Source organism: Psychromonas sp. CD1 (genome assembly GCF_002239585.1).
Lineage (GTDB): Bacteria > Pseudomonadota > Gammaproteobacteria > Enterobacterales > Psychromonadaceae > Psychromonas.
Window position 1 is genome coordinate 140,097 of the sequence record NZ_NDFH01000003.1, and the last position, 19,325, is coordinate 159,421.

At 37.7% G+C, this 19,325-nt stretch carries 16 protein-coding genes; 11 read left to right on the top strand and 5 right to left on the bottom strand.

Annotated features, from left to right (window positions below; genetic code table 11):
• Window positions 1-2: 2 nt before the first annotated feature.
• From nrdB to B8W84_RS02025, 4 genes are all read right to left on the bottom strand, one after another.
• Window positions 3-1,148 (bottom strand): class Ia ribonucleoside-diphosphate reductase subunit beta, encoded by a 1,146-nt coding sequence (gene nrdB / locus B8W84_RS02010; protein WP_094751668.1) that lies wholly within the window; start codon window positions 1,146-1,148, stop codon window positions 3-5.
• A 79-nt stretch (window positions 1,149-1,227) separates the two neighbouring features.
• Entirely contained in the window at window positions 1,228-2,343 is a 1,116-nt protein-coding gene (locus B8W84_RS02015) for a hypothetical protein (RefSeq protein ID WP_374220143.1), read from the bottom strand.
• A 4-nt stretch (window positions 2,344-2,347) separates the two neighbouring features.
• On the bottom strand, window positions 2,348-3,187 hold the full coding sequence (gene fghA / locus B8W84_RS02020) for an S-formylglutathione hydrolase (RefSeq protein WP_094751669.1): 840 nt from the start codon (window positions 3,185-3,187) through the stop codon (window positions 2,348-2,350).
• 79 nt (window positions 3,188-3,266) lie between these two features.
• Entirely contained in the window at window positions 3,267-4,397 is a 1,131-nt protein-coding gene (locus B8W84_RS02025) for an S-(hydroxymethyl)glutathione dehydrogenase/class III alcohol dehydrogenase (RefSeq protein WP_094751670.1), read from the bottom strand.
• A 126-nt stretch (window positions 4,398-4,523) separates the two neighbouring features.
• Between B8W84_RS02025 and B8W84_RS02030 the strand changes: the two genes are divergently transcribed.
• Entirely contained in the window at window positions 4,524-5,255 is a 732-nt protein-coding gene (locus B8W84_RS02030; protein WP_143522277.1) for an MFS transporter, read from the top strand.
• Entirely contained in the window at window positions 5,245-6,990 is a 1,746-nt protein-coding gene (locus B8W84_RS02035; RefSeq protein WP_094751672.1) for an amidohydrolase, read from the top strand. The genes B8W84_RS02030 and B8W84_RS02035 overlap by 11 nt, the downstream gene beginning before the upstream one ends.
• A 60-nt stretch (window positions 6,991-7,050) precedes the next feature.
• Here the strand turns inward: B8W84_RS02035 and ubiG are convergent, their stop codons facing one another.
• Entirely contained in the window at window positions 7,051-7,788 is a 738-nt protein-coding gene (gene ubiG, locus B8W84_RS02040) for a bifunctional 2-polyprenyl-6-hydroxyphenol methylase/3-demethylubiquinol 3-O-methyltransferase UbiG (RefSeq protein ID WP_094751673.1), read from the bottom strand.
• A gap of 250 nt (window positions 7,789-8,038) precedes the next feature.
• Between ubiG and gyrA the strand changes: the two genes are divergently transcribed.
• The 9 genes from gyrA (at window position 8,039) to mreD (ending at window position 19,323) form a co-directional block, all read left to right on the top strand.
• Window positions 8,039-10,762 (top strand): DNA gyrase subunit A, encoded by a 2,724-nt coding sequence (gene gyrA, locus B8W84_RS02045; protein ID WP_094751674.1) that lies wholly within the window; start codon window positions 8,039-8,041, stop codon window positions 10,760-10,762.
• Between the two features lie 113 nt (window positions 10,763-10,875).
• A complete protein-coding gene (gene serC / locus B8W84_RS02050) occupies window positions 10,876-11,964 on the top strand; it encodes a 3-phosphoserine/phosphohydroxythreonine transaminase (RefSeq protein ID WP_094751675.1) in 1,089 nt (362 codons plus the stop codon).
• A 43-nt stretch (window positions 11,965-12,007) separates the two neighbouring features.
• Window positions 12,008-13,111, top strand: a complete 1,104-nt coding sequence (hisC, locus tag B8W84_RS02055) for a histidinol-phosphate transaminase (protein ID WP_094751676.1) — start codon at window positions 12,008-12,010, stop codon at window positions 13,109-13,111.
• Window positions 13,112-13,115: 4 nt separating this feature from the next.
• Entirely contained in the window at window positions 13,116-14,405 is a 1,290-nt protein-coding gene (aroA, locus tag B8W84_RS02060) for a 3-phosphoshikimate 1-carboxyvinyltransferase (RefSeq protein ID WP_094751677.1), read from the top strand.
• Window positions 14,406-14,589: 184 nt separating this feature from the next.
• The gene (locus tag B8W84_RS02065; RefSeq protein WP_094751678.1) at window positions 14,590-15,252 is read left to right on the top strand and encodes a potassium channel family protein; all 663 of its coding nucleotides are present in this window, start codon (window positions 14,590-14,592) and stop codon (window positions 15,250-15,252) included.
• Window positions 15,249-16,598: a TrkH family potassium uptake protein gene (locus B8W84_RS02070; RefSeq protein WP_094751679.1), complete on the top strand. Its 1,350-nt coding sequence runs from the start codon at window positions 15,249-15,251 to the stop codon at window positions 16,596-16,598. The genes B8W84_RS02065 and B8W84_RS02070 overlap by 4 nt, the downstream gene beginning before the upstream one ends.
• Before the next feature lie 266 nt (window positions 16,599-16,864).
• Complete coding sequence (locus B8W84_RS02075) at window positions 16,865-17,908, top strand: rod shape-determining protein (RefSeq protein ID WP_094751680.1); 1,044 nt, start codon at window positions 16,865-16,867, stop codon at window positions 17,906-17,908.
• 79 nt (window positions 17,909-17,987) lie between these two features.
• Window positions 17,988-18,863: a rod shape-determining protein MreC gene (mreC, locus tag B8W84_RS02080; protein ID WP_094751681.1), complete on the top strand. Its 876-nt coding sequence runs from the start codon at window positions 17,988-17,990 to the stop codon at window positions 18,861-18,863.
• The gene (mreD, locus tag B8W84_RS02085; protein ID WP_094751682.1) at window positions 18,850-19,323 is read left to right on the top strand and encodes a rod shape-determining protein MreD; all 474 of its coding nucleotides are present in this window, start codon (window positions 18,850-18,852) and stop codon (window positions 19,321-19,323) included. The genes mreC and mreD overlap by 14 nt, the downstream gene beginning before the upstream one ends.
• Window positions 19,324-19,325: the final 2 nt, after the last annotated feature.

Sequence of the window (19,325 nt, forward strand, 5' to 3'; positions counted from 1 at the left end):
GTTTAAAGTTCAAAATGGCTTAATTTTTCGCTGTCTACTTTACTATCAATTTGCCCTACAAGGTATGAGCTTATTTCAGTTTCTTGCGGAGCAACTTGTACATTATCGCTAACTAACCAATGAGTTATCCAAGGGATTGGGTTGTTTTTTATATCAAATGGAGCTTCATATCCAATGGCTTTCATACGTTGGTTACTAATATATTCAACGTATTGACATAAAATTTGCTCATTTAAGCCAATCATTGATCCATCTTTAAATAAGTAGGCTGCCCACTCTTTTTCTTGTGAGGCTGCCTTTAAAAAGATATCACGGCCTTGAGCAAAACACTCAATCGCAATTTCAGCCATTTCAGGATCATCTTTTCCATCTGCCCAAATGTTTAATATTTGCTGTGTTGAATTTAAATGTAATGCTTCATCACGGGCAATTAATTTAATGATTTTTGCATTGCCTTCAAGTAGATCTCGTTCAGCAAAAGCAAAGGAGCATGCAAAAGAAACATAAAATCGGATAGACTCCAATGCGTTAACAGAGCATATGCAAAGGTATAGTTTTTTCTTAATACTGCGCAGCGATAACGGCTCTTCTTCGCCTTTAAGGTTAATATATTTTACATTAGATTGCTCTAACCCATGTAACTGCATAAATTGTACTGCATGGATCAAAACATCATAATAGTGTGCAATATCAGAGGCACGTTTCTGGATCTCTTCATTGGTGACAATATCTTCAAAAACTTCACTTGGATCCGTAAATAAATTACGTAAGATATGTGTATAGCTGCGACTGTGAATAGTTTCAGAAAATGACCATGTTTCTATCCACGTTTCAAGTTCGGGTAATGAGACAATTGGAAGAAATGCTATATTTGGGCTACGACCTTGGATTGAATCAAGTAGCGTTTGATATTTTAAATTAGAGATAAAAATATGTTGTTCATGACTAGGTAAATTCATAAAGTCAATACGATCTTGGCTCACATCAATTTCTTCAGGGCGCCAAAAAAAACTAAGTTGTTTTTCAATGAGTTTTTCAAATATCTCAAATTTTTGTTGATCGTAGCGCGCAACATTAACAGAATTACCAAAAAACATGGGCTCTTTCATTGCATCGTTCGGGATTTTTGAAAAAGTACTATAGGCCATGGGGTGCTCCTCAAGTATGTAGATTAAGATCAAGAGAATAAGCGCTGAATATGTGTACGCTTACTCTCTTCAAAAAGGGTTAAATTTTACATGCTCCGCCAGCACAGTCATCACTTTCAGCAATAACATTTTCATCGCTAGCACCATCACGGGTATTATGATAATACAGTGTTTTTAGACCCATTTTATAAGCGTGTAATAAGTCAGTGAGCAGGGTGGTCATGGAGACCTTTTCTCCTGTAAAACGTTTAGGATCATAGTTGGTATTCGCTGAGATTGCTTGGTCGACAAATTTTTGCATTATGCCCACTAAGTTTATATATCCTTGATTATGGGGTATATCCCACAACAATTCATAATTTTGTCGATACTTGTTAAATTCAGGTACCACTTGTTTTAATATCCCATCTTTACTCGCTTTAATACTGATAAACCCTCGTGGGGGTTCAATACCATTTGTCGCATTTGATATCTGGCTCGATGTTTCCGATGGCATTAATGCAGATAGCGTTGAATTACGTAACCCGTGTTTGACGATATCTTTGCGTAGTGTTTCCCAATCTAAATGGTATTTTTCATTGCACACACTGTCTAATGATTTTTTATACGTGTCAATGGGTAAAATGCCTTGTGAATAGCGTGTTTCATTAAACTTAGGACACGCGCCACGCTCTTTTGCTAATTTATTCGAGGCTTTTAGCAAATAATATTGAATGGCTTCAAAAGTCCGATGCGTAAGGTTGTTTGCGCTACCATCTGAATATTTTACACCGTTTTTGGCTAAATAATAAGCATAATTAATGACGCCGATGCCGAGTGTTCTACGCGCCATCGAGCTGTTTTTAGCTGCGATAAGAGGGTAATCTTGATAATCAAGTAGATTGTCTAATGCGCGCACGGCAAGCTCACTAAGAGGCTCTAATTCATCCAGTGATTCAATAGCGCCTAAGTTTAAAGCTGAAAGTGTACACAGCGCGATTTCTCCCTCTTCGTCCATAATATGGCGTAGAGGTTTAGTCGGTAAAGCTATCTCTAAACATAGATTACTTTGGCGAATGGGGGCAACTTTACTATCAAAAGGACCATGCGTATTACAATGATCTACATTTTGAATATAAATTCGGCCAGTATTTTGATTCGGCGTAATCAAAAGGCGAATAACGATAATTAATCTTATCCAAGAGATGTTAATAATGTTTTTAGCTTTTTAAATAAACAGCATGAAAGCGTAAATGTTCTTCAATAAATGAGCTAATAAAATAATAACTATGATCAAAGCCATGTTGCATATTAAAAGTAAGCGGGTAGTTTTTGTTTTTGGCCGCATTAATAAACGTTTCTGGGTTTAATTGTGTACTTAAGAAAGGATCATTATCTCCTTGATCAACAAGTATGGGCAATGTAGATCCACTGTTTTTTATTAATTCACTGGCATTATATTGAGACCAATTGTCGGTATTCTTACCTAAATAAGCGCGCATTGCTTTTATGCCCCATGGACAGTGAAGAGGATCGCAAATAGGGCTAAAAGCACTAGCTGATCGATAGACATTTGGATTGCGCAAAGCAAGTACTAATGCACCATGCCCACCCATTGAGTGGCCACTGATGGCGCGTACGCTATTGACAGGAAAATGTTCCTCAATTAATTTTGGTAACTCATACAAAACATAATCGTACATTTGATAATGAGTATTCCAAGGTGCTTCTGTCGCATTCACATAAAAACCAGCACCCATACCTAAGTCATAGGCTTTATCATCCGGAACGTCGTCACCGCGGGGGCTTGTATCAGGTACAACAATTGCGATGCCTAATTCAGCCGCTATTTTAAGTGCGCCTGCTTTTTGCATAAAATTCTCATCGTTACAGGTCAGGCCTGAGAGCCAATATAGAACGGGCACTTTATTTTCGGGTGTTGCTTGTGGCGGTAAATAAATGGCAAACCGCATCGTACAGTGAAGTAATTTAGAAGGATGTGTATATTGTTTGTGCCAGCCATTAAAAGCTTTATTACTGCTAATGTTTTCAAGAATCATCGCAATTTCTCTCTGTTAAAGGGGCTTTCAGTTTTAAATTACTTTAAAACTGAAAGTGTAGATTATTAAGGATTAAGGATTAAAGATTAAAGTGGATAACACTGCGTATGCTTTCGCCTCGATGCATTAAGTCAAAGGCTTCATTAATTTTATCAAGGCCCATCGTGTGGGTGATAAAATCAGAAAGTTTAAACTCACCTTTTAGGTAGCGTTCGACATAATCGGGTAATTCAGTACGACCTTTTACACCACCAAATGCACTACCACGCCAAACTCGTCCGGTCACTAATTGGAAAGGACGCGTGCTAATTTCTTGACCCGCACCAGCGACTCCAATAATGATTGATTCACCCCAACCTTTATGACAACACTCTAGTGCACTGCGCATAACATCTACATTACCAATACATTCAAAAGAATAATCGACCCCACCATTAGTGAGTTCAACAATGACATCTTGAATCGGTTTTTTATGATCTTTAGGGTTAATAAAATCAGTGGCACCTAATTGTTTAGCCAGTGCAAATTTACTCTCATTAATATCAATGACAATAATTCGACCTGCTTTTGCCATCGTTGCGCCAATCACGGCAGAAAGCCCTATGCCACCCATCCCAAAAATGGCAACGGTCGCTCCTTCTTCTACTTTTGCAGTATTCATGACCGCGCCCATTCCGGTTGTGACGCCACAGCCGAGTAAACAGACTTCTTCTAAGGGAGCTTCAGGATTAACTTTTGCTAAAGAAATTTCGGGTAATACAGTATATTCAGAAAAAGTAGAACAGCCCATATAATGAAAAATGGGTTTTCCATCTTTATAAAAACGTGTTGTGCCATCAGGCATTAAACCTTTGCCTTGTGTCTCTCTAATTTTTTGGCATAGGTTTGTTTTTCCTGAAAGACAGTATTCACATTCACCACATTCTGGAGTATATAGAGGAATAACATGATCGCCGACGGCAACACTTGTTACACCTTCGCCAATTTGCTCTACAATACCGCCCCCTTCATGGCCCAATATTACAGGGAAAACACCTTCAGGATCATCTCCAGATAAAGTAAATGCATCAGTATGACAAACACCAGAGGCAATGATTTTTACTAGTACTTCGCCTTTTTTTGGTAACATGACATCAATTTCTTCAATCGATAAAGGTTGATTCGGACCCCAAGCGATGGCTGCTTTAGATTTTATAAACTGTTCTTTCATTGTATTGTCCTTTTGATAAATAATCATTTATGGATGTGGTTATTGATCTTGTTAATTGATTATAGTCGTTACTTAATAAATTATGTCACCGGGCTCATCTTTGCTCTTTTTAGTGGGGTATTTTTTGTGAATATTTCTTGGATGATACTTGTTGCAGGACAAAGTGGAACCATGACGGGCGTCGTAATGGCTTTTATGGCACTGCCGATGATATTATTTTCTATTGTAGTACCGAAATATTATTGTCAACATTCACCTCGTAAAATTGTATTTATATCGACACTAGTAACAATACCCGGCATATTATTTGTCTTGTTTTCATTACAATTAAATGGTTATCAATTGTTTTTAATGTTGATGGGCCTCGTCTTGCTAGGCTCCGGTCTTGGCGGGCTTGTCTCACAGTCAGCAATGATAGTTTCTTGCACATTGAATTCTCGAGATGCCGCACAGGCTTCGGGTATCCAGTGTTCCGTGCGCAACATATGGCAAGCCACCGCCGTTTCTATCGTCGGCAGTGTTTTATTATTTAGCTCCTCCACTTTATTTAAAAGCGCCATGCTACATGCATCTGTAGCCCCTCAAGCTAAAGAATATATACAAGCCCAGCCTGTTATTGGGTTTATGAGTAATACGGATTTTATTAAAGAGATGCAACAAGCGAATTTTTCGGTTGATGATACGCGAGTATCTCTTTTGCTATATAAAGAAACACGGATGGAATCTGCTCAGTATGCTTTGGGCATATTAATTATATTGGTTTTTTTACATATTCCCGGTTTTTTTGCTATTCCAACCCAAGGTTGGGAAGAAAAATTAATAGTAGAATGTGATGAGGAGAAACAGGATGAATTTTAAAGATTTATCGTTACGCTTGATTGATTATGATGCAGAGGTGACCGTTTTTAAAGCTAAAAAAGTGATCACTATGAACAATAAACATCCTCAGGCTGAAGCGGTTGCGGTTCAAAATGGCATTATTGTCGGAGTGGGTGATTTTTCAAATATCATTCAACTTTTGTATATTAATAAGATTAAAGTTATCTGCAATCAGCAATTCTCTGAGCACATTATTTATCCTGGATTTTCTGAACATCATATGCATCCGCAAATATTGGGATCCTATTTAAAACATTCACATTATATTGGTTATTTAGATAGAGTAGATGAAAAAGGAAATATTTTGCCAGGCATCCAATCAAAAGGTGCTTTATTAGCTCGTTTACAAGTACTTATTAGACAAGATAACGAACGTCTAGAGCAGGGCGATGCACATTGGTTGAACTGTTGGGGACTCGACCCTCTATTACTGGGTAATGTAGATTTAAGTTGCAAAATCTTAGATAAAATCAGTGATAAATATCCAATCTGTTTAGCGCATGCATCCGGTCATGTGATCAATATTAATAGTTATGCTATCGATTTATGTGCATATCAGGTATTGGCAGACGATCCTAATTTAGAGCGTGATATAAAGGGAGTTGTGACTGGGACAATAGCTGAAATGCCGATGATACAGCATGCAATTTTAAAAGGTGCTATGCGTATGGATTACACGATTGAAGGCTTGGTGGATGCGAGTCGTATTGCCACTAAAATAGCAAGAATTAATGGTTGTACTTCTATTACAGATAAAGGAACTAATTTTCCGTTTATCCCTAAAGATAATGCATCTCAAGGCTGGATAGAGGCGAAAGAGCGTGGTTTATTAAGTACACGAGTTAATATGGAGGTATGGTACTCAACGATTGAGCATTGGCGCTACGCAGGAAAAACGGGCTGGCCCGCTATTCACGCTTTAAAAAACAAAAAAGATAATTTTTTAAGTGTGGGTAATCTTAAATTTATAATGGATGGCTCTATTCAAGGTTTTACTGCCAATATGTTGCCGGATCAACCGTATGTAACTGAGCATAAAAAGAATGGGATTTTATTAATGAGCTGTGCTCAAGCCATTGAACAATTAAAAATAAGTGAAACGCATGGTTTTTCTTGCTCTATTCATACCAATGGTAATGGTGCAATAGAGACCGCATTATTAGCGATTGAAAATGTGCGTCAAGCATCGTCTAATATTGGCTTTAGACATTCTTTAGAGCATTGCCAGCTTGCGACTGAAAATCAGTTTTATCGGATGAAAAAATATGATGTAACTCCTAATTTATTTGCAAATCATATTTATTTTTGGGGTGATGTTCACGTTAAGTATACGGTGGGAGAACATATTGCTCGGCGAATGAATGCATGTCGCTCTGCGACGGATCATGGCTTATTACATGGTTTACATTCAGACGATATGGTCACGGAAGTGGCCCCCTTATTTTCTGCTTGGTGCGCGGTTAATAGGCGCACATTATCTGGGCGTGTCTTAGGTGAAGATCAATGTTTAAGTGTGGCTGAAGCAATGCGAGTTATCACTTATAATCATGCTTGGCTTGCACATCAGGATGATGTTAGAGGCAGTATTGAAATCGGGAAATGGGCTGATTTTACAATCTTAGAAGAAGAAGCGACAGAAGATGCCGCTATCTATTTAAAAGATATAAAAATAGTGGCAACGGTAATCAATGGTGATGATATTTTTATTAATTAAATACTTGCCAGCTGTAAAAAATGAGTAGATTAAGCAAAATAGGTTAAAGAGATACTTAGCCTATTTTGCTTTGATACAGTGCAACATATAATTTACGTCAACATTTTTTGTTATGTGGAAATTATTATATAAGGGTCGATATTCAACACCACATAAATCTATACATTGTAGAGATGTGTTATCAATCGCAGCAAGTAATGTGGAAGGGCGAATAAATTTATTATATTCATGGGTACCTTTGGGCACCCATTGTAATAGATACTCTGCGCCTAAAATCATCATTAGATAAGCTTTTGCTGTTTTATTGATGGTTGAGAAATAAACACTGCCACCCGGTTTAAGTAAATCACAACAAGCCCGAATGATGGAGGCAGGATCGGGAACATGCTCCAGCATCTCCATGCAGGTGACCACATCAAATTGTTCTTTATATTGAGTGGCAAAGGCTTCGGCTGTTGTTTTTTTGTAGTCTAATGTACTTGCTGTCTCGAGCGCATGTAGACGCGCAATTTGTAACGATGCATTTGCCATGTCAATGCCAATAACTTGAGCACCTTTTTTTGCCATACTTTCAGCCAAAATTCCGCCACCACAACCGACATCAACAACGCGTTTTGCAAAGAGTCCATCAACGCCTTTTTCGATATACTCAAGACGCATGGGATTTAGCATATGTAAAGGTTTAAAATCACCCTTAGGATCCCACCATTGTGTTGCCATCGCTGAAAACTTTTCAATTTCTTTAGGATCTACATTTTCGAGATTGCTATTTTCACTGAGGGGCACATTTTGCGACATGAACGTGTACTCTATTAATTTAAAGATCAAGATTGTACCTAATATACGTAACTATACAAATGGATTTGTTTAGCGTTGTAAGCTGTTTTGCAAAAAAAATCACAGGTCAAAAATAAATCACTACAAAGCAATGTTGACTTATTTACACCATAGCGTGCGTATAGGCAACTCTAAGGCTAAAAGAAAGAATCATTGAGCAAGGCTTTGTGCTAAACTGATGAACCCTAAAATTTTGAGGATCTTTAGCCATATGAGCGAATTTGCACCCGATGTCTCTCCAATTAACATTGAAGACGAATTAAAAAACTCTTATCTTGAATATGCAATGAGCGTAATTGTTGGACGTGCGTTACCTGATGTCCGTGATGGGCTTAAGCCCGTGCATCGCCGAGTATTATTTGCGATGAGTGTATTACGCAACGACTGGAATAAACCCTACAAAAAATCGGCGCGTGTTGTTGGCGATGTGATTGGTAAATACCATCCACATGGTGATACGGCTGTTTATGATACGATTGTTCGAATGGCACAAGATTTCTCTTTACGTTACATGCTAATTGATGGGCAAGGTAATTTCGGCTCTGTCGATGGAGATAGCGCTGCTGCGATGCGTTATACCGAAATCCGTATGGATAAAATTGCTCATGAATTATTAGCGGATTTAGACAAAGAAACGGTTGATTTTGTTCCTAACTATGATGGTACTGAGCTTATTCCTGAAGTTATGCCTACAAAAATACCTAACCTGCTTATCAATGGCTCATCAGGTATCGCTGTGGGTATGGCCACCAATATTCCGCCACATAATTTAGGTGAAGTGATTGATGGTTGTTTAGCTTTAATCGAAAATCCAGAATTAACCATTGATCAATTAATTGAATATATTCCGGGTCCAGACTTTCCAACAGCTGGGATAATTAATGGCCGGAAAGGTATTGTCGACGGTTATAAAACGGGGCGTGGAAAATTAAAAATTCGGGCAAAAGCGCGAGTTGAAGTAAATGAAAAAACGGGTCGTGAAACGATCATTGTTAATGAATTGCCTTATCAAGTTAATAAAGCACGTTTAATTGAAAAAATTGCTGAATTAGTAAAAGACAAAAAAATTGAAGGGATAAGCGCGCTACGTGATGAGTCTGATAAAGATGGCATGCGTATGGTAATTGAAATCAAACGCGGTGAAGTGGGTGAAGTTATTTTAAATAATCTTTATGCACAAACTCAGATGCAATCTTCATTCGGTATTAATATGGTGGCTTTAGATCACGGCCAACCTAAACTTCTGAACTTAAAAGAGATGTTAAATGCGTTTATTTTGCATCGTCGAGAAGTGGTGACACGCCGTACTGTTTTTGAACTTAAAAAAGCTCGCTCTCGTGCCCATTTGTTAGAAGGTCTCGCTATTTCATTAGCGAATATTGAGCCTATTATTGCGCTTATTCGCCATTCTTCAACACCTGCTGAAGCAAAAAATGGACTACAAGCACAAGGCTGGAAACTTGGTAATGTTGCTTCTATGTTAGAAGCTTCAGGCGTTGATGTTGCGCGCCCAGATGGACTTGCCATTGAATTTGGTATGCGTGATGATTTGTATTTCATGACGGATACACAAGCTCAGGCTATTTTGGATATGCGTTTACATAAGCTAACGGGTCTTGAGCATGAAAAAATATTAAATGAATATAAAGAGTTAATTGATATTATTACGGCTTTATTATTTATTTTAGAAAATCCTACGCGTTTAATGGAAGTTATCATCGAAGAGTTAAATACAATTCGAGCTGATTTTGCTGATCCACGACGTACTGAAATTACGGCATCTGAAACGGATCTTTGTATTGAAGATTTAATAACTGAAGAAGATGTAGTAGTGACCTTGTCACATGAAGGTTATGTTAAGTATCAACCCCTTACCGACTATGAAGCGCAACGCCGTGGTGGTAAAGGTAAATCTGCAACAAAAATGAAAGATGAAGATTTTATTGATAAATTATTAGTGGCAAGTACACACGATACCATTTTGTGCTTCTCTACTCGTGGACGTTTATATTGGTTGAAAGTATTCCAATTACCGCTGGCTTCTCGTCAGGCTCGTGGTCGCCCTATTATTAATATATTACCATTAGAGCAAGGTGAACGGATAACTGCTATTTTACCTGTGCGTAAATACGATGATGATAAATTTGTCTTTATGGCAACGGCAAATGGTACGGTGAAAAAAACAGCATTAAGCGCTTATAGTCGTCCTCGTGCAAGTGGTTTAATTGCGATAAATTTGAATGATGATAATGAATTAATTGGTGCATTAATAACCAATGGTAAAAATGAAATCATGATTTTCTCTGATGCGGGCAAAGTCGTACGCTTTAAAGAAGCCGAAGAAATTTTGGTTGTCGATGAAGAAGGCAATCCAGTATTAGATGAGAATGGTGTACAAGAAATCAAGTTTAAAGGGGTGCGTCCAATGGGACGTACGGCGACAGGCGTTCGTGGTATTAAACTTAAAGAGGGTGAAAAAGCCGTATCTTTAATTGTACCTAATGCAACGGGACACATCTTAACGTGTACGGAAAATGGTTATGGCAAACGTACACCATTGAGCGACTATGCATCGAAGAGTCGTGCGACGCAAGGCGTGATATCAATTAAAGTCAGTGAGCGTAATGGTAAAGTCGTTGGCGCGGTACAAGTTGATGAAAACGATGAAATTATGTTAATTTCAAACCGAGGTACTTTAGTGCGCACGCCGGCACATGGGGTTTCGGTGGTCGGTCGTAACACACAAGGTGTTACACTTATCAAAACGCGTGAGGGTGAAAAAATTGTAGCCTTACAACGTATAGAAGAGGTACAAGAGGCACCTGTTTTTGAAGATGAAGAAGAGGTGGATTTTAATACTAACGCTAAATCAGAAGAGGTACCGGATAAAGATACCCAAATAACAGAAGATCAAGATGAGATGCTTTCTGAATAAGAAAAGCGGATAAAAACAAAATAAGCGACATGAGTCGCTTATTTTATTTTAGGCTTGTACGATGTTAGAGTCTTTGTGACTTTTGTCTCTAATAAATAAGGGAAAAGAATAAAATGAATAATATATTTAACTTTTGTGCCGGACCTGCAATGTTACCTCAAGCAGTTATGCTACAAGCGCAAAAGGAGTTTTGTAATTGGCAAGATAATGGAGTATCTGTCATGGAAATGAGCCATCGTAGCCCTGAATATATGACCATGGCGGCAGAAGCTGAGCAAGATCTTCGCGATTTAATGGATATTCCTGATAATTATAAAGTGCTTTTTTGTCATGGTGGCGGTCGAGGCCAATTTTCAGCTATTCCTCTTAATTTATTAGGTGATAAATTAGATGCAGATTATTTCTTAACGGGTCAATGGTCTCATTCGGCAACACTCGAAGCTAAAAAATATGCACGTATTAATGAAACGAATATATTAACGACAACATCTGAAGGTAAAACAAGTGTTTTGCCTTGCGCACAATGGCCGATTAATGCCGGTGCTGCTTATGTGCATTATTGCCCGAATGAAACCGTTGATGGAATTGAAATTTTTGATGTTCCAGAAACAGGTGTTATACCCTTAGTGGCAGATATCAGTTCAACTATTTTATCTCGGCCGATTGATGTCACAAAATTTGGTCTTCTTTATGCAGGAGCACAAAAAAATATAGGTCCTGCAGGTTTAGCTATTGTGATTGTACGTGAGGATTTAATTGGTCATGCGCGTCGCGCTATCCCATCTATTTTTGATTATGCAATACAAGATAAATTCAATTCTATGTATAACACACCACCGACTTATTCTTGGTATCTCGCAGGCCTTGTTTTTAAATGGTTAAAAACACAAGGTGGTTTAGTTGAAGTTGAAAAAAGAAATATTATGAAAGCAAATTTACTTTATACCTTTATTGATAGTAGTGATTTTTATCAAAACAATATTGATAAATCAGTACGAAGTCGTATGAATATTCCTTTTAGTCTTGTTGATGAAAGTTTCAATAATTCTTTTTTGAGCGCATCTAAAGTCGCTGGTCTATTAAATTTAAAAGGTCATAAATCAGTGGGTGGTATGCGTGCGAGTGTCTATAACGCAATGCCTATTGCTGGTGTTGAAGCTTTAGTTAAGTTTATGCGTGACTTTGCAAATGAAAATATGTAGATAAATAATTTACCTGCAAGAAGGGGACAATAAGGGATGTATCATGAGTACTGATTTTTTAAAACTGGCAAATGTTGGGGTGCAATCATTGCAACCATATCAGCCTGGTAAACCCAGTGATGAGCTTGCACGCGAGCTAGGTATCACAGATATTGTTAAATTGGCCTCGAATGAAAATCCACTCGGCATTAGCGCCAAAGTAAAGCAGATGTTAGTGCAAAGTATCGATGAGATCACTCGTTATCCTGATGCTAATGGCTATTATTTAAAACAAGCTTTAGCGGATAAATATGCATTGCAACCTGTTCAGATAACTCTGGGTAATGGCTCTAATGATTTATTAGAAATGCTTGCCCATGCTTTTTTAAATAAGACGGATGAAGTGATCTTTGCACAGTATTCATTTGTTGTTTATGCGTTATTAACCCAAGCTATGGGAGCGCGTGCGGTACTTGTTCCTGCACGCGAATATGGGCATGATTTAGAGACGATGTTGCAGGCTATCACGGCTCGGACAAAAATTATTTTCATTGCAAATCCAAACAATCCTACAGGTACATTTGTAAATTCTAAAGTATTAAAAGCATTTATAGCGCGCGTGCCAGCACATGTTATTGTTGTTTTAGATGAAGCTTATTTTGAATATGTTAATGATGCTGAAGATAGTAGTAAATGGATAATTGATTTCCCGCATCTAATTGTATTACGCACTTTTTCTAAAGCTTATGGTTTGGCGGGTTTACGTATAGGTTATAGCTTATCGCATGTATCGATTGCAGAAATATTAAACCGGATCCGTCAGCCATTTAATTGTAATTCATTGGCACTTAAAGCAGCCTTAGTCGCATTAAATGATACGGCTTATTTACAGCAAACCGTGACACTAAATAATGCAGGGATGCAAGATTTAAGCGCTTATTTTAATCTGCACAAATTGAGTTTTATTGAATCAAAAGGTAATTTTATTAGTGTTAATGTTCGGTGCTCTGCAGAAGATGTTTATCAAGAATTATTAAAAGAAGGTGTGATAGTGCGGCCTCTAAGTCCTTATGGTTTAAAAAACCATTTACGCGTAAGTATTGGGACTTATGCTCAAAATCAGCGTTTTAAACAGGCATTGATTCATGTCTTAAAATTAGAGAGTTAATAATATGCAACAGCTTCGTTTAGAGCCTATAAGTAAAGTACACGGTACCATCAATCTTCCCGGCTCGAAAAGTCTGTCTAATCGAGCCTTATTGTTAGCGGCTTTGAGTCAAGGCACTACACGGTTAACCAACCTACTAGATAGTGATGATGTAAGCCATATGCTTAATGCCTTACAAAAGTTGGGCGTTAATATAAGTTTATCTGAGAATAAAACGGTATGTACAATTATTGGACTTGGGCGCGCCTTTAACACCCTAGAACTCGGTGAGTTGACTCTATTTTTAGGTAATGCCGGTACTGCTATGCGTCCACTTTGTGCCGCTTTATGTTTAGGTAAAGGGGATTATATATTGAGTGGAGAAGCACGTATGTATGAGCGACCTATTGGCTCTTTAGTCGATGCTTTAAGACAAGCCGGCGCGCAAGTTAGTTATCTAAAAGAGGAAAATTATCCGCCACTACGTATTCATGCTCAAGGTCTTAATGGCGGGATGATAAAAATTGATGGGCGAGTGTCGAGTCAATTTTTAACTGCACTTCTTATGTCAGCGCCAATGGCAGGGGCAGATACACAGATTGAAATTATCGGTGAGCTCGTGTCTAAACCCTATATAAAAATAACGTTACAAATAATGAAAGATTTTGGGATTGATGTAGAGCATAACAATTATCAGACATTTATCATTAAAGGCCAGCAAGTATATCGCTCACCAGGTGATTATCTGGTAGAAGGGGATGCATCTTCGGCCTCTTATTTTTTAGCTGCTGGGGCGATTTCAGGGGGGGATGTTACAGTAACAGGGGTAGGTAGGAAATCGGTTCAAGGTGATATTGCTTTTGCCGATGCATTGCAAGCGATGGGGGCAAAGATTGAATGGGGAGACGATTATATTAAAGTAAGCAAAGGTGAACTTAATGCTATCGATATGGATTTTAATCATATTCCTGATGCCGCAATGACTCTGGCAATCGTTGCATTATTTGCGCAAGGTACAACACATATTAGGAATATTTCTAATTGGCGAGTGAAGGAAACTGATCGCTTATTTGCGATGGCAAAAGAATTGCGTAAAGTCGGTGCAGAGGTGATAGAAGGTGAAGACTACATTAGTATTACGGCACCAAAAATATTTAAAGATGCGTTGATTGATACTTATAATGATCACCGTATAGCGATGTGTTTCTCCTTAATTGCTTTAGCTAAAACGGGTGTGACGATCAATGATCCGCAGTGTACTTCTAAAACCTTTCCGGATTATTTTAAGGCACTCTCTAGTATAAGTTCACATTAAACCTTATAAAACAATGGCTCATGTTGTCTCTCTGGTGTGGAGACGCATTAGAAACTAAAAAATAAAAATATATTAAATAACAAAGAACTAAAAAATAAAAATATATTAAACAATAAAGCGTCTTGCAATTGCAAGGCGCTTTGTTGTTTAATGCATTTGTAATATTAATTGAAGAGAAATAAAAATGAATTTACATAATAAACAGTTTGCTGTTATTGGTTTAGGACGCTTTGGTATGGCTCTTTGTGAAGAGCTTGCCTCGCAAGGCGTACAAGTATTAGCGATTGATATTGTTGAACGTTGTGTGAAGAAAGCTGCTGAATTTGTGAGTCATGCGGTGGTTGCCGACTGTAGTGACGAAGAAGCGGTCGCAGAATTAAAACTTGAAGATTATGATATTGTGATGGTGGCAATTGGTGCTGATCTTAATACTAGTATATTAACGACATTAATACTTAAAGAATGTGGCACTAAAGCTGTATGGGTTAAGGCTAAAAACAAATATCACGCTAAAATTTTAAGAAAAATTGGGGCGGATAAAATTATTAGCCCTGAACGAGACATGGGGATCCGTGTCGCACGTAATATGTTGAATAAACACATTTTTGATTATCTTTCTTTAGGTAGTGGACTCGCTATTACTGAAGTTGTGGTAAATAGCAAACATTTAGGTAGGCCAATGTATCAACACCCTTGTGGACTTTGTGATGAAATGTCGATTTTAGCGTATAAACGTGGGCCCACTATCTATAGTCATCCAGATTTAAATACACTGCTGCAAATGGGAGATATATTAATAATAGCAGGACAAGAAAATAAAATTAAAGAGCAGTTAAGTAAACTATGACTATTTTATTTAACTTAAAAAATATAAAGGATAAAAAACGTTGGTCAGAGCCAAGAGTTATTTTATTTAGTTTTTTAGCCATTTTATTTCCATTGGCTGTGCTTTTAACATTTCCTGTTTTTTCTGTTTCGGGGCTCAGTCTAGTTGACGCGTTATTCACTGCAACCTCTGCGATAAGTGTGACCGGATTGGGCGTTGTTGATGCAGGAACTCATTTTACGCTTGCGGGTAAAGTGTTGTTAATGATCTTGATGCAAATTGGTGGACTTGGACAAATGACGTTGTCTGCTATTTTATTGTACATGTTTGGATTACGTATGAGCTTACGTCAGCAGTCCATCACCAGAGAAGCTTTAGGGCAAAGTAAAAGGGTGAATTTACCACGTTTAATTAAGCATATTATTATTTTCGCATTCCTAACCGAAATACTCGGAGGACTTTTTTTGTCTTTTCGGTTTGTCCCTATTCTTGGGTGGAAAGAAGGAATATTTAGTGCTGTTTTTCATGCTGTTTCAGCTTTTAATAATGCTGGATTTTCATTGTTTAGTAATAATTTAATGGATTTTTCAGGGGATGTAACGGTTAATTTTACTATTGCGGGATTATTTATTTTAGGGGGAATAGGCTTTACTGTTATCTCTGATATATATGTCAATATTTTTCGTGGTTTTCAGCATTTACAATTGCATAGTAAAATAATGATAATAGCGACACCTAGCTTACTTCTAGTGGGTACTGTTCTCATCTGGTTTTTAGAAAAGGATAATGTGCATACATTAGCTTTTTTAAGCTTTGGCGATCAATGGTTAGCTGCCTTCTTTCAATCAGCAACGGCGCGTACAGCGGGCTTTAATACGATACAAATAGATGATTTTACTAATCCAGCATTATTAGTCTTGATGGTGTTAATGCTAATTGGTGCAGGATCGACCTCCACAGGGGGGGGTATAAAAGTATCTACCTTTGTAGTAGCTATGTTATCGACGTTGTCTTTTTTAAGACAAAATGAAAAAGTGGTTATTTTAAAACGCTCTGTGCCTTGGTCTACCGTAACAAAATGTTTAGCAATTATAGTGGTTAGTTTTGTCGTGCTTATCGGCGCAATGTTTGCATTAATGCTCACAGAAGATGCCCCTATTTCTATGGTTATGTTTGAAATAATTTCAGCTTTTGCAACAGTTGGATTGAGTTCGGGATTAAGCGCTGAACTCTCTGAGCCGGGTAAACTTATTATTGTTATTGTGATGATTATTGGCAGGATAGGGCCTTTAACACTTGCATATATGTTGGCCAGACCTAAACCGACCTTATTAAGATATCCAACGGAAGATGTGTTTGCAGGTTGAGAATAATCAAAGCTCTTTTGTAAGAGGCAGATTCTGCGTTAAAGTCTGTCGTTTGGCTTTATTTTTATGTGAACACAATAATAAAGCGAAGTGTTTTTGATTTTCAGCTAAAATGTGTTAAAAGTATACTATTATTTTTGATGCGCATCGTTGTCGATACTAGATAAAAATAACGATATTTTCTGCTATTCACTTTCTTTTCTTGCTGAAGTATGAGGGGATTGGTACAGTGTAGCTCTTAATTTACGCTCTTTTGGAAATCTTTCATGTTTAAAATGTTTCGGGGTATGTTTTCTAATGATTTATCTATTGATTTAGGAACCGCAAATACACTCATTTATGTCAAAAATCAGGGAATTGTTCTCGATGAACCTTCTGTTGTGGCTATCCGTTTAGATAAAAATGGAGCGGGGAAAAGTGTAGCAGCAGTTGGTCATGATGCTAAACAAATGTTAGGTAAAACACCGGGTAATATTCAAGCTATTCGGCCAATGAGAGATGGTGTTATTGCTGACTTTTATATTACTGAAAAAATGTTACAGCATTTTATTAAACAAGTGCATAACAATAGTTTTTTACGTCCAAGTCCGCGAGTTCTAATTTGTGTTCCTTGTGGTTCAACACAAGTAGAGCGACGTGCCATTCGAGAATCTGCACAAGGTGCGGGGGCTCGTGAGGTATTTTTGATTGATGAGCCAATGGCAGCTGCGATTGGCGCGGGTATGCCCGTTTCCGAAGCTATAGGTTCAATGGTTGTCGATATTGGTGGTGGCACGACTGAAGTCGCGGTTATTTCACTAAATGGTATTGTTTACGCATCTTCTGTGCGCCTAGGAGGCGATAAATTTGATGAAGCTATCATTAATTATGTACGTCGAAACTATGGTTGTACAATTGGAGAAATAACGGCGGAGCGCATTAAGAAAACCATTGGAATTGCATATCCTATTAATGAAGTCAAAGAGATAGAAGTTCGGGGCGTGAATGTTGCGGAAGGTGTACCTAGAGCTTTCACCTTGAACAGTAATGAAATATTGGAAGCGATACAAGAGCCACTGAGTGGGATCGTTTCTGCTGTGATGTTAGCCTTAGAAAAAACGCCCCCTGAATTGGCAGCCGATATTGCAGAGCAAGGAATGATACTCACAGGTGGAGGCGCTCTTCTTTGTGAATTAGATCGTTTGTTGTCAGAAGAATCAGGTATTCCGGTTATCGTTGCAGATGATCCCCTAACTTGTGTTGCTCGTGGGGGTGGTATGGCACTTGAAATGATTGATACATATGGTAGAGATTTATTTCAGGTCGATTGATAAAAATGGCAATAGGTAAACTATTGCTATTGCTATTGCTATTGCCATTTTTTTATTTATTAATATTTGATCGGTAACCATGAAACCAATATTTTCTCGCGGACCTTCTTTTTTATTAAGACTATCTGTTATTGTCCTTATTTCTCTTTTTTTATTGCTCGCGGAAAGTAAATTTAATTTGTTTACATCCTATCGATTGTATTTAAACTCGTTAGTGAGCCCAATTCAATACATTGCAGATATCCCCCAATCTTTAGTCACCTCTTTTTCACGTATGATAGTAACTAGAGAAGAATTAAAAATACGTAATTTGCGTCTTGAAAAAGAAAATATGTTTTTAAACGCGGATCGTTTACTGCTAACACAACTTCAGTTAGAAAATAAAAAAATACGGACATTGGTTAATTCAACCCGTAATTTCACTAATCAACGCATGCTTGCTGAAGTAATGAGTTTACGCTCAGACCCTTTTCGTTATCAGTTGTTGATTAATAAAGGAACGCTTGATGGTGTCTATCTAGGGCAACCTGTGATCGATGAAGTTGGTGTCGTTGGACAAATTTCAGAAGTGGGCACTTTAACTAGTCGCGTTCTTTTATTAGTAGATGCAAGCCATGGTATCCCTGTGCGAGTGCAACGTAATGATATGATTGCCATTGTACATGGTGGGGGAGCATGGAATAAATTAGACATGCCTTTTATACAAAACAACGCTGATTTAAAAGAGGGTGATTTACTTGTCACATCAGGACTTGGTGGGAATTTTCCGGCTGGATATCCAGTTGCAACGATAAGCCATATTAGTTATAAAAAGGGTGCATCATATGCCGATGTGGAGGCAACACCGGTTACTAAATTAGGCGAAAGTCATTATTTATTATTGCTTTGCGATAAGAAGAAAGATGTATCGGATGTATTAGAAAAAGAGGCGAAGATTAAAAATGCGCCACTATAGTATAGTATATTTTACATTTTTTGTGGGCTTGTTGTGTGCTATTTTTCCCTTACCAATGTTTTTTAATGGGTTTCGTCCTGAGTGGATGATTCTGCTCATTGCTTATTGGGTGCTCGCATTACCGCTCCGTATTGGGATTGTGCATGCATTTTTCCTTGGCTTAATTTTGGATATATTATTAGGCTCAATGCTAGGTATGCATGCTTTACTGTTTGCTTTGTTTGCCTATTTTATTTGTATGCATTATCAAAGGATTCGTTATTTCTCACTCGTGCAAACGACGCTGTTAGTCGGGCTGTCTGTTTTATGTATTAAATTGGGTTTGTTTTGGATTGCCTCGACTCAGCAAGATATCATATTACATAAAAATTATTTTTGGTCTATTTTTTCGTCGATGCTTATTTGGCCTTGGTTTTTTCTTTTTTTACGTATGATCCGTATTCGTTTTAAGGTGCTGTAATA